Raw genomic sequence first — 12,200 nt, forward strand, 5'->3', positions numbered from 1 at the left:
GGCGTGGTCCGTCCCTCGCCGGGTGTCTGGTGCCGGTCGGGGGTCCTGCCAGTCCCGCAGGGCTGGTGCAAGGGTCGTGAGGTGTTCGTTGCCGGATCCGCAGGCCTGCCGCTGCCTCGACTGCGCGGGGCCGCTCCTTCGGCGGCCCCGGGCCGACCCACCGACGGGGCCGCAATGGTTGGCGTAGGCGGACACGGCCCTTGTCCAGGGAAACCAGAAGAAGTACGCGGTGTGGCGCCGGCTGCCTCTTGATCGGCGCGGTCCGCGAGAACCGCGGGCGCCGGCGGATCGGCTCCCTCCCGGGATGGCGGCTCCCATCGGCCACTGGCGGACCAGTCGGCAGAAGGATCGGAGGGCTCGGAGAGCGAGGTCGGCTGATGCATGCGGTGGCTTCTTCCGCGCTCGGTGCACCTCGGGCGCGTGCGGCGCCGGGTGGGGGGATCCGGACGGACGTGTGGGGGACGACGGCTCAGCCCGTGCAGGCGCTCCGCCACTCAGGTGAACGCGGCGGGACTCCTCCGGGTCACGCCCACGATCGGCCATGCCGACCGAATGGCGGTGGGTGCGTAGAGGGCTCCCAACCACCGGTCGCGGTCGGTGCTCCACAACTACCGCTCGCCCACCGTCGACACGACCGCAGTCCCCAAAACCCTCCCGGCCGTTGGTCATGCCTTCCCCTCGGTACCGTCGCCTCCCAAGCGAGCGCTGCCGGGGCGGTTGTCGCGGTGGCGCGTGGACTGCTTCCCCGAGGGACGCGGGCGCGTGCTGCCCTTTCGTGCGGCGCCAGGATGGGTACCCTCGGCCGTCGACGTCCGTGAGCGCGGGACGCCCACGGTGCTCTTCGCACCGTCCGCCGCCCGTGCCGCACGGCTCCGTCCGCCGACCGTGGCGCCTGAACGGGAACGACGTCGCGATCGCCCGCTCTCTTCCGGCGCCGGGCCGGGCTCAGCGGCCTCGACCGCCGTGGACACAACGGCAGCCTTCTCATCCGCGCCCTGCCGCATCGGCCCCCGGACGCGATCTCGGCGTTCCGCGCGCAGGCAGCGCCGGATCGACTCCGGGTCAAGGTTCTCGTTGCAGGCCTGGTGCAGCAGGCGGGCGAAGAGATAGTCCGGATCCGCGCCGAGTGCCATGGCGAGGGCCTCCCGGGCCTCGAGGTCGTCTCCGGACGACCAGGCGACCCAACCCGACAGGGTCAGCGGCGCCGCGGCGTGCTCTCCGTAGGGTCCGACGCAGCGGCGGGCGAGAGCCCTCCAGAGGCGCAGTGCGGGAGCGGCGTCGTCGCCCTCCATCCACTCGGCCGCCCGGTCTCGGGTGGCGCGGTCCTGCAGGCCGAGGATCACCGTCGCGGCCTCGTCGTACCCGAGGAGCTGGTCGTCGCGGACGTCCGCCGCGAGGGCGCCGGCCACCGGCGCGGCCTCGGCCAGGCGGCGCATGATCCGCTCGGCGAGCTCGAGCGTCTCCTCGGCCACGTCCGCACGGTTGGCGTCGTCGAGGATCCGCGGGACCACGGCCATGCTCGCGGTGTCCAGGGCGATCTCCTGTTCCAGAGCGGCCGCCGTCTCCCACGGCTGCAACCTGGCCCTCAGCTCGCGCAAGGTGCCGCGCACCTGAAGGCCGGCATAGGTGGCCGCGGCGGCCAGGACGGAGGTGCCGGGCAGCCCCATCGGCAGGCCGTCGGCGGGACAGCAGACCTCGTTGCTGCAGCAGTACGACCAGAAGCGGCCGTCCGAGACGCACAGCGCCTCGATCACCGGTACGTCCAGCTGACCGCACTCGATGCGGAGCTTCTGGGCCAGCGGGCGCAGTCGCTCCATGACCTGGCGGCCGGACTCGCCCTGCGCGGGTTCCTGGCAGAGGTAGGCGACCATCTGCTCGGGCCGGGCTCCTCGGCGCTCACTCCCGGTGACCAGGCCATGGGCCAACTGCCGCGCGACGGATGGCCAGTCGTCCGGGTTCGCGGGAATGCCGAGCCGGGCTCGGCCGCCGAACCGGCCCTGGCCGTCCCTGTCGTGCAGGGCGACGAGGACGATGCTGTCCTCCGGGCGGTAGCCGAGCAGATACGGCATGGCGTCTGCCAATTCGGCCGGGGTGCGGAGCGTGACCTGGTGCTCGGGGCCGTGGCTGTCGTATGCGGTCGGACCGGTCTGCCCGGCTGTCCTTCCGCTTTCGGCGCTGCTGTTTTTCGCGCTGCCGTTTTCGGGGGATCCAGTGCTTTCGCTGTGATTCGTCATGCGCAGACGATCTCGCGGATCACGAAGTTCCGCTTTGCCCTGTGGATAACCCTGATCAGGGACACCTCAACGCCGATCGTCGCCTCCGGCAACGTGCCACCCCGCCCTGGTCCGGATTGTCAGTGGCGTCCTGTTGGATGGAACGCATGGAGCACACGAGCAACGCGGAACTGCGGGCGGCCGCCGACGCGGTCCTCGCCCGACTCGTCGGGGACACCACCGGCGCGGCCCGGCTGCGTGAGGACCAGTGGCGGGCGATCGAGGCGCTGGTCGCCGACAGACGCCGGGCGCTGGTCGTGCAGCGCACCGGGTGGGGCAAGTCCGCGGTGTACTTCGTGGCGACCTCGCTGCTCCGGGCCAGGGGCAGCGGACCGACGGTGATCGTCTCCCCGTTGCTCGCGCTCATGCGCAACCAGGTCGAGGCCGCGGCCCGGGCCGGAATCCATGCACGGACCATCAACTCCTCGAACACAGAGGAGTGGGAGACGGTTCAGCACGAGATCGCGGCGGGCGAGGTAGACGTGCTGCTGGTCAGCCCGGAGCGGCTCAACAACCCGGACTTCCGGGACCAGGTGCTGCCCAAGCTCGCCGCCGCGACCGGGCTGCTTGTGGTCGACGAGGCGCACTGCATCTCCGACTGGGGCCACGACTTCCGCCCCGACTACCGACGGCTGCGCACGATGCTGGGCGACCTCCCGCCGGGGGTTCCCGTACTGGCGACCACAGCGACCGCCAACGCCCGGGTGACCGCCGATGTCGCGGAGCAGCTCGGCACCGGGGGCACCTCGGACGCCCTGGTGCTGCGCGGTCCGCTGGACCGGGAGAGCCTGACCCTGGGGGTTCTGCGGCTGCCGGACGCCGCGCACCGGATGGCCTGGCTCGCCGATCACCTCGACGAGCTGCCGGGTTCCGGGATCATCTACACGCTCACGGTGGCCGCCGCCGAGGAGGTCACCGCCTTTCTCCGGCACCGCGGGCACTCCGTCGCCTCGTACACCGGCAAGACGGAGAACGCCGACCGGCTGCAGGCCGAGGACGACCTCCTCGCCAACCGAGTGAAGGCCCTGGTCGCCACCTCCGCGCTCGGCATGGGCTTCGACAAGCCGGATCTCGGCTTCGTGGTGCACCTCGGCTCGCCCTCCTCCCCCATCGCGTACTACCAGCAGGTGGGTCGCGCCGGACGCGGTGTCGAGCACGCCGAGGTGCTGTTGCTCCCGGGCAAGGAGGACGAGGCGATCTGGGAGTACTTCGCGTCGCTGGCCTTCCCGTCGGAGGAACTGGTGCGCCGCACGCTGGACGTCCTCGCGCGCGCCGACAGGCCGCTCTCCCTGCCGGCCCTGGAACCCCTGGTGGAGCTGCGCCGCTCCCGCCTGGAGAGCATGCTCAAGGTGCTCGACGTCGACGGTGCGGTCAAGCGGGTCAAGGGCGGCTGGATCGCGACCGGCCGCCCCTGGACGTACGACGCCGATCGCTACGCGTGGGTCGCCCGGCAGCGTGCGGCCGAGCAGCAGGCGATGCGCGACTACGCGTCGACGGCGGACTGCCGGATGGAGTTCCTGCAACGCCAGTTGGACGACGAGGGCGCCAAGCCCTGCGGCCGCTGCGACAACTGCGCGGGAGCACGGTTCACGGCCGGCACGTCGACGGCCGCCCTGGACGCGGCGCGGGACGATCTGGACAGGGCGGGCGTGGAGGTGGAGCCGCGTCGCATGTGGCCGACCGGGTTGCCGGCGATCGGCGTCGATCTCAAAGGGCGTATTCCGGCCGGTGAACAGGCCGCAGTCGGAAGGGCGTTGGGCCGTCTGTCGGACATCGGCTGGGGCAACCGGCTGCGCCCGATGTTCGCTCCCGAGGCTACGGACGGCCCCGTGCCGGACGACGTGGCGAAGGCTGTCGTGGGCGTGCTTGCCGACTGGGCCAGGGGCCCCGGCGGCTGGGCGCCGGGAGTGGCGGACGCGCAGCCGCGTCCGGTCGGTGTGGTCACCGTCCCCTCCCGCAGCCGGCCCCAGCTGATCGGTTCGCTGGCCGCTCGCATCTCGGAGGTCGGCAGACTGCCGTTGCTGGGTTCGGTGGAGTACACGCAGGACGCGACCCGCGTTCCCCGCAGCAACAGCGCGCAGCGCCTGAAGGCACTCGACGGCGCGCTGACCGTGCCGCCGGCTCTGGCCTCCGCCCTCGTGGGGGCCGGCGGCCCGGTGCTGCTGGTCGACGACTTCACCGAGACCGGCTGGACCCTGGCGATCGCGGCCCGCCTGCTCCTCCGCGCCGGTGCGGAGGGGGTGCTGCCGCTGGTTCTGGCCGTCCAGGGCTGACCGCCGTCAGCTGCGCCCGTGCACAACAAGCCTGGTCCGCTCCGCCAATCGGCACCCCCTGTGGACGGCCTATGCCCCAACGGTGTACGAACGCGGGGTGAACGGTCACCTCATGCGTCGCAACACCGTCCACTGGGTAGGGATATAATCCGCAGACCGTCTTAAATCGGTCAGTGGCCCCAATTGCTCGTTGCCGCATCCAAGTTCGACAGCAAGAATTGAACTCCGCTCCCCGCACGGCTCACCCGTGGTCCGGTAGGGCTCTGCTGCGGTGCGCGCTCCCCCGAATCCGACCTCGCCCGCAGTGTGGGCACGTAGCCGAAGGGAGGACCGTGACCTTCGGATTCGCTCCGTCCTCCGCGGCATCCACGTCGACGTCTGCCGACCTGTCCGCCGCATCCGTCAACCCCCTTGTCCGCATGCTCGAACCGGCGGAGTGGGCAGCTGCGGGAATCCCGCTGCTGCGCAATCCCCGCGAGGTCGTCAGCGGTCTGCATTCCCGGCACCGCCCCAAACCCTCGACCGCGATCGTGGCCGTGCTCGATCCGGACGAACGGCTACGGGCGAGCGCCTCGTTCGTCCGCCGCCCGGCCCCAGCCGACGGCTGGATGTTCCGCAACACCCTGCTCGCCCAGTTGCGCCGGGTCATCCCGCACGACCTCCGTCGCCGCACCCCGGTGCGCACCGCGGTGCTGCTCTACTGCCGTGAGGGCGACTCGCGTTGGACGGAGGAGGACGGCGCGTGGATGTGGGGCCTGCGTGACGCGTGCACGCTGCACGGGCTGCGCTGCGGGGCGTACATCACGCTGACCCGGGACGGCTGGCAGGTGCTCGGAGAGGGGCGCGGCGGTCGCCGTCCGAGCGCGGACTCCTCACCGGAACCCTTCGGCATGTCCGAGGCGCCGCTTCCGCTGCCCCGCACCGGCGGTGCCGCCTCGGAGGTCCTGCGCCGCGCCGCCGCCCGCTGATCCCATCGCGGGGTCGCGCGGCCCGGACGGCACTCCTTCTCTCGTACGCCTGCTCGGCGTGCAAGCTCATGGCCGCGTACATACGTCGGGCGCGCCCGGCCGCGCTCCGTACGACTCATCGGCGGCCCATCCAGCCGGTCCGCGCCGACTCAACCCGCCGCGCCAGGGCGGAACTCGGCCGGTCCGTCCCTCACGGGCGCACCCGACCGAGCAACTCGATCGGTCGGTTTTGCGCATGCCCGAGCGACAGCACCCCCATGTCCGTGCGCGACCGACACGACCACACGGAGGCGGCCGCGAAGGCGCGCGGTGTCACCCACCCGGCGCCCCTCGCTGAGGTCGTGCGCGCACGCGGAAGCGCCCGCCGTGCTGATGCCACCGCAACGGCGCCCCGGCCGCCTGAGTGTCTCCCCGGAGGTACCGGGGGACTCAGACGCCCGCGCCCAGTACCGAGTTGATCTGCTGCGGGTCGCCGCAGACGATCAGCAGGGCGCCGGCCCGGGCATGGGCCAGCGGGAGGGCGGTGGCGGCGACAGCGGCGGGACCACCGTTGACGGCGACCACGACCACGGGACGCGTGGTCGCGCGCGAGGCGACCGATGCGTCGGCGTAGAAGACGTCGTCGCCCGCGTCGTGCTGCGCCCAGTAGGAGGCTTCACCGAAGGACAGTTCGTGGGCGGCCCACGGGTGCTGCTCGCCGGTGGTGATGACGAGTACGTCGCCAGGAGCGCGCCCCGACTCCAGCAGCAGGTCCACGGCCTCCTCGGCGGCGTCGAGCGCGCCGTCGACCGAGGCGGGGATCAGCTGGATCTGCGGGGTCACCGATGCGGCGACGGGGGACGCGGGAGCGGCCGGGCCCGAAGGTCCGGGCTTGGCCGCGGCCGTGTCGTGCGACGCACGTTGCACCGGCGGAGTGGGCCGGTGCGGACCGGGACGACCGGGCCGCGGCGGCGCCGCGGGACGGGGACCGGGTACGGGACGAGGGGTCGGCGCGGTGCGGCCACTGGCCGGAGTGACGCGGGGACCCTGGGCACTCTCGTGAATCTGAGGCTCCTCGGGAATGAGAGGCATGGGCTGATATTTATCAAACGCTGGTACGGCAGACATCGGCGGGTGGCACCTGAGAGCGAGCGGAATCGTCAGAAATCGAAGCCGAGCTGCCCCTCGATCTCCGGAACGCTTCCGTCCGCCCAGCTGCGGGCCTTCTTGAGGTGACGCCACTGGGGCAGCGCATCAAGATACGCCCACGACAACCGGTGGTACGGGGTGGGCCCCCGCACCTCCAGTGCGGCCTTGTGCACGGGCGACGGATACCCGGCATTGTCCGCAAAACCGAAGTCTGCATGGTCGATACCCAGTTCGGCCATCATTTTGTCGCGCTGAACCTTGGCGATCACCGAAGCCGCCGCGACCGCCACACACGAACGGTCGCCCTTGATGACCGTGCGGACCCTCCACGGGGTCCCCAGGTAGTCGTGCTTCCCGTCCAGGATCACCGCGTCCGGCCGGACCGGAAGGGTCTCCAGGGCCCGAACGGCGGCCAGCCGCAGGGCGGCCGTCATGCCCAGGTCGTCGATCTCCTCGGGGGAGGCGTGCCCCAGCGCGAACGAGGTCACCCACTTCTCCAACTCCTGGGCCAGCGCGGTGCGCCGCCTGACGGTGAGCAGTTTGGAGTCGGTGAGGCCTTCGGGGGGCCGGCGCAGTCCGGTGACCGCCGCGCAGACGGTGACGGGGCCGGCCCACGCGCCGCGCCCCACCTCGTCGACACCGGCAATGATCTTCGCCCCGGTCGTGGCGCGGAGTGAGCGCTCGACGGTGTGAGTAGGTGGTTCGTACGGCATGGCGCCCTTAGCGTACGCCCCGCGGATCACCCGGCGACACCCCGCCTTGCCAAAGTCATGTCAGGAGCGACGGCCCCTGCCCTCAGGCGCCGTCGGGGCGCAGCAGCGGAACCATCAACCGGTCGATCATCTCCTCGATGTCGCGGTCGGGCCATTCGCTTCCGCGCATCTTGTTGCGGTACATCATCATGGCCGGGATGGCATCGAAGACATAGCTGTTCGCCGCGTCGGGCCGCACCTCGTGCCGCTCTATTCCGCGCTCGATAACCTCATGGAGCAGCTTGATCGTGGGCTCCACGATCCCGTTGAAGATCACGCTGTGGAATCGCTCGGCCTGCATCGGATCGCACTCGTGAATGACAGAGCGGACGGCGGAACCGGGCCGCGAGAACATCGCGTCGCGCGCGTTGCGGCACAGGGCCAGCAGGTCCTCGCGCACACTGCCGAGGTCGGGCGCCTCCTCGAAGCGGGGCAGTCCGGCCTGCAGCGCGTCGGCGACGAGGTCCTCCTTGGAGGGCCAGCGCCGGTACACCGCGGCCTTTCCGGTCTGGGCGCCTGCGGCGACACCCTCCATGGTGAGGCCGTTCCAGCCGACCGTACTGAGCTGGTCCAGGGCGGCATCGAGGATGGCGCGTTCGAGGACGGCGCCGCGCCGACGGAGGGAGGCCGCCTGAGCGGGGGCGGCCGTCCAGCGCGAGGTAACCATCTGAGTGTCTCCAGCGAGCATGGGGAGCGGGTGTCTCGGGGGCGGAGTGGAACCGCGCGGCAACGACGGGGGACTCGCCGCGCGACGCCAATTTAAGTGAACGCTTGCGTTCACTATCGGGGACTCACTACGGTTGACGCGGCAGTGAACGCGAGCGTTCACTAACGTATTCGTGGGGGACCCATAGTGACAACCTCTCAATTGATCAAGGACCAGAAGCCAGGTGCGGCACGCCGGGACGGGCATCCCGGTATCGCGCTCGCGGTCATCGCGGCCTGCCAACTCATGGTGGTACTCGACGCGACGATTGTGAACATCGCGCTCCCGCACATTCAAGACGCGCTGCAGTTCAGCACCACGGACCTCACGTGGGTGGTCAGCGCCTACACCCTCACCTTCGGCGGTCTCCTGCTCCTGGGCGGCCGGGCCGGCGACATCCTCGGCCGTCGCCGGGTCTTCATGACCGGCATCCTGCTGTTCACCTTCGCGTCGCTGCTCGGCGGACTCGCCCAGGAGCCCTGGCAACTGCTGGCCGCCCGTGTCCTGCAGGGCATGGGGGGCGCGATCGCGTCGCCCACCTCGCTGGCACTGATCACCACGACGTTCCCGGAGGGGCCCGAGCGCAACCGGGCCTTCGGGGTCTTCGCCGCGGTCTCCGCGGGCGGTGGTGCGATCGGCCTGCTCGCGGGCGGCATGCTCACCGAGTGGCTCGACTGGCGCTGGGTGCTCTTCGTGAACGTGCCCATCGGCGTGGTGATCACTCTGCTCGCGCCGCTCTACATCAACGAGTCCGAACGCCACACCGGGCGTTTCGACATCGCCGGTGCCCTGACCTCGACGGCCGGCATGGCATCCCTGGTCTACGGCTTCATCCGCGCTGCGGACGACGGCTGGCGGGACAGCCTGACCATCGGCTCCTTCGCGGCCGCCGTGATCCTCCTGGTGTCCTTCGCCCTCGTCGAGTCCCGGGCCAAGGAACCGATCACCCCGCTGCGGATGTTCGCCGACCGCAACCGCTCCGGCACGTACGTGATCATGCTCAGCCTGGCCGCGGCGATGTTCGGCATGTTCTTCTACATCGTCCTCTTCGTGCAGAACGTGCTGGGGTACAGCCCGATCCAGGCCGGCCTCGCCTTCCTGCCGGTGACGGTCGTGATCGCGATCGGCGCGGGCCTGTCGCAACGCTTCCTGCCGGTGCTCGGCCCGAAGCCGTTCATGCTCACGGGTTCGGCCCTCGCGGTGATCGGGCTGGCCTGGCAGACGCTGATCAGCTCCGACAGCTCGTACGCGGGCGGAGTGCTCGGTCCTATGCTGGTCTTCGGTTTCGGCATGGGCCTCAATTTCGTGACCCTCACGGTGACCGCGGTCTCCGGGGTCGCCCAGCACGAGGCGGGCGCGGCCTCCGGGCTGCTGAACGCCATGCAGCAGGTGGGCGGTTCGCTCGGCTTGTCGATCCTGACCACGGTGTTCGGCTCGGCGAGCAGGGACGAGGCGCGCAAGCAACTGCCGATGTTCCTCGCCGACGGTTCGGCGGAGCAGAAGGCGGAGTTCGCCAAGACGCATCAGTTGCCCGGCACTTGGGGTCACCAGGTGCTCGCCCAGGGCATCTCGATGGGCTTCGTGGCGGCCGCGGCCATGGCCGTACTCGCGCTCGGCACCGCCTGGTTGGTGATCCGGGTCCGCAAGAGCGACCTGGAGGCGCTCGCCGGGACGGCGACCCCGGGAGCGGTCTGAGCGGTCACCCGCACACCGCGCGCAGCGCACCAGAACGCCAACCGCATGACCACCCCCAGAACTCCCCTGCTGGCTGTATCCCGCCCGAGGCGGGACCGTCACCTGGAACAACGGACGGGCGGTTACGCAGAGTTCCCGACAAACACGAAGAGTTTCCATCGGGTCTTGCCGGTCCTGCGGCCGTCCCCCTCGGGCGGGCGTCACGTCGTGTGGGGCACCCAGTCCGGCAGGGCCTCCGTCCGCTCCGCCCACGCGGCCGGCGGTACGCCCGTCTTCCCGGCGGCGATCACACCGCCCACGATGGCGCAGGTGGTGTCCACGTCCCCGCCGACCTGGGCCGTCACCCAGAAGGCCCGCTCGAAGTCACCGAGCGCCCGCGCCGCCGACCACACGGCGAAGGGCACGGTGTCATGGGCCGACGTACGCCGTCCGCAGCCCAGCACGGCCGCCACGGTGCCCGGATCGTCGTAGTCGAGCATGTCCCGCGCCCGCCGCAGGCCCGCACCGACAGCGCTTTTGGGGACGAGCTCGACGACACGGTCGAGAAGGGCCTCCGGACTCGGAGGACCACCGGGTGAGGCGGCCAGCGCGGCCGCCGCGGCCACGGCCATGGCGCCCACGACGGCCTCGCGGTGCTGATGGGTGGGGTACGCGGAGATCTCCGCCTGATCGGTCGCCTGCTCCGGGTCGTCCGCGTACCAGGCGCCCAGCGGGGCGATCCGCATCGCCGCGCCGTTTCCCCAGGACCCCTGCCCGTTGAAGAGCTCGGCCGCCAGCTCTCGCCAGTCGCCGCCCTCGCGGACCAGTCGGAGCAGGCGGTTGACGGCCGGACCGTATCCGCGGTCGAAGTCATGGTGGGCGGCGAAGGAGAGCGCCAGGGCGTCCTGGTCGATGTGGTCATGGGCGGCGAGGACGGCGACCACGGAACAGGCCATCTCCGTGTCGTCGGTCCACTGCCAGGATCCCGGCGGCAGCTCACGCCGCTGCAGCAGCGGATAGTTCGCCGGTACGAAGAACTGGGAGCCCAGCGCGTCCCCCACCGCCAGCCCGCGCAGGCTGGCCAGAGCACGCTCCAGACGCTCTTGAGAGGAGTCAGGGGTCATCGTCCGCCACTCCATCCGGTGATCCCGTACGGCTCCGGATCCCGCCAGCGTTCGAAGGGACGGTCCAGCGTGTACTTTCCGTCGTCCCCGAGAACGAGCATCCGCATCTCCGCGTTCCCCGGATTGGCCAGCGACTCGAACTCCGCGACCGTCCAGTGGAACCAGCGCATGCAGAACAGCCGCATGGCCAGGCCATGGGTCACCAGCAGGACGTTCGGCGGGTGGTCGGGGGCCTCGAAGCTGCGGAACAGGCTCTCCAGGAAGCCGCCGACCCGGTCGTAGACGTCGGCGCCGGACTCGCCCTGGGCGAAGCGGTAGAAGAAGTGGCCGTAGGCGTCCCTATAGGCCTTCTGCAGCCGGACGTCGTCGCGGTCCTGCCAGTTCCCCCAGTCCTGCTCGCGCAGCCGGGGCTCCTCCCGGATCCGTATGAGGTCGGGGTCGAGATGGAAGGCACGCAGGGTCTCGTGGGTACGGCGGTACGGGGAGACGTACACGCTCACGCGCTCGCGTGCGAACACCTCACGCAGCCGTTTCCCCGTCTCCTCCGCCTGCTGCCAGCCGCGGTCGGTCAGGGCGAGGGCGTGGTCGGGTTCACGCTCGTACACGGTGTCATCAACATTGCCCGTTGACTCTCCGTGCCGGACAAGGACGATGCGCCGTGGTCGTGCCATGCCAAAACCCTAGATCGAGTGACGGCCGATCGAGCACTCGTACGGGCCCCATACGGCGTAGGTCACACAGTTTTCGCATCACAGACCCCCCGGAGCGCACGATTTGCGCGTCCATTTCTCAAACCCACCCCTCAGACGATCCAGGTCGGCTCGAGTGCCACGATGTCTCCGGTGAGCGACGCGACGTCCGCCTCCGTCTGGGCCCGCAGCGCGAGCCGCTCCACCCGCTCGGTGCGGTACTTGCCGTGTTCGGCCGCCGAGCGCCACATCGACAGCACCAGGAACTCATGTCCTGGCGCCTCGCCGAACAGCCCCCGGATCATGCCCGGGGAGCCGGCCATGGCGGGGTTCCAGACCTTCTCCTGCATCAGGGTGAAGTGTTCCGCGCGTTCCTCGTGCACCCGGCACAGGGCGACACGCAGCAGATCGGCGTCCGTGAAACGCGGTTCGAAGCCGGTCTTCACGTCGAAGCGGTAGTCGAAGAGCCTCACCTGGGCGTCCTTGAACGTGCCGGACTGGGCCGCCGCCAGCCGGTCGTGCGAACGGGCCATGAAGGAGTCGTAGAAGGAACGGCTCTCCCAGAACGAGAAGATGTGCGCCACGCCCGGCCGCCCCCGGCTCCAGCCACCAC

The 12,200-nt window shown here is 70.7% G+C and carries 10 protein-coding genes; 3 read left to right on the forward strand and 7 right to left on the reverse strand.

Annotated features, from left to right (window positions below; all coding sequences use genetic code 11):
- Positions 1-665: 665 nt before the first annotated feature.
- Positions 666-2,234 (reverse strand): DUF4192 domain-containing protein, encoded by a 1,569-nt coding sequence (locus tag GRC12_RS34325; protein WP_208783766.1) that lies wholly within the window; start codon positions 2,232-2,234, stop codon positions 666-668.
- A 146-nt stretch (positions 2,235-2,380) separates the two neighbouring features.
- On the opposite strand from GRC12_RS34325, the gene GRC12_RS34330 reads away from it, so the two are divergent.
- Together GRC12_RS34330 and GRC12_RS34335 are read left to right on the forward strand one after the other, a co-directional pair.
- The gene (locus tag GRC12_RS34330; RefSeq protein ID WP_208783769.1) at positions 2,381-4,546 is read left to right on the forward strand and encodes a RecQ family ATP-dependent DNA helicase; all 2,166 of its coding nucleotides are present in this window, start codon (positions 2,381-2,383) and stop codon (positions 4,544-4,546) included.
- A gap of 332 nt (positions 4,547-4,878) precedes the next feature.
- A complete protein-coding gene (locus tag GRC12_RS34335) occupies positions 4,879-5,514 on the forward strand; it encodes a hypothetical protein (RefSeq protein ID WP_208783771.1) in 636 nt (211 codons plus the stop codon).
- 429 nt (positions 5,515-5,943) lie between these two features.
- Here GRC12_RS34335 and GRC12_RS34340 read toward each other — a convergent pair whose 3' ends face one another.
- The 3 genes from GRC12_RS34340 to GRC12_RS34350 form a co-directional block, all read right to left on the reverse strand.
- A complete protein-coding gene (locus tag GRC12_RS34340; protein ID WP_208783772.1) occupies positions 5,944-6,585 on the reverse strand; it encodes a hypothetical protein in 642 nt (213 codons plus the stop codon).
- A gap of 68 nt (positions 6,586-6,653) precedes the next feature.
- Positions 6,654-7,355 (reverse strand): ribonuclease HII, encoded by a 702-nt coding sequence (locus GRC12_RS34345; RefSeq protein ID WP_208783773.1) that lies wholly within the window; start codon positions 7,353-7,355, stop codon positions 6,654-6,656.
- 82 nt (positions 7,356-7,437) lie between these two features.
- Entirely contained in the window at positions 7,438-8,061 is a 624-nt protein-coding gene (locus GRC12_RS34350; protein ID WP_208783774.1) for a TetR/AcrR family transcriptional regulator, read from the reverse strand.
- Between the two features lie 186 nt (positions 8,062-8,247).
- Here GRC12_RS34350 and GRC12_RS34355 point away from each other — a divergent pair, with 186 nt between their 5' ends.
- Positions 8,248-9,795 (forward strand): MFS transporter, encoded by a 1,548-nt coding sequence (locus GRC12_RS34355; RefSeq protein WP_208783775.1) that lies wholly within the window; start codon positions 8,248-8,250, stop codon positions 9,793-9,795.
- Positions 9,796-9,995: 200 nt separating this feature from the next.
- On the opposite strand, the gene GRC12_RS34360 is transcribed toward GRC12_RS34355, so the two are convergent.
- The 3 genes from GRC12_RS34360 to GRC12_RS34370 all read right to left on the reverse strand — a co-directional run.
- A complete protein-coding gene (locus GRC12_RS34360; protein WP_208783776.1) occupies positions 9,996-10,898 on the reverse strand; it encodes an ADP-ribosylglycohydrolase family protein in 903 nt (300 codons plus the stop codon).
- Positions 10,895-11,569: a histidine phosphatase family protein gene (locus GRC12_RS34365; RefSeq protein WP_208783777.1), complete on the reverse strand. Its 675-nt coding sequence runs from the start codon at positions 11,567-11,569 to the stop codon at positions 10,895-10,897. Before GRC12_RS34365 ends, GRC12_RS34360 begins: the two co-directional genes overlap by 4 nt.
- 131 nt (positions 11,570-11,700) lie before the next feature.
- Positions 11,701-12,200, reverse strand: a 500-nt coding sequence (locus tag GRC12_RS34370) for a DUF4937 domain-containing protein (protein ID WP_244374222.1), incomplete at its 5' end; no start/stop codon positions are given.

It is taken from the genome of Streptomyces griseorubiginosus, assembly GCF_017614965.1.
Classification (GTDB): domain Bacteria; phylum Actinomycetota; class Actinomycetes; order Streptomycetales; family Streptomycetaceae; genus Streptomyces; species Streptomyces griseorubiginosus_B.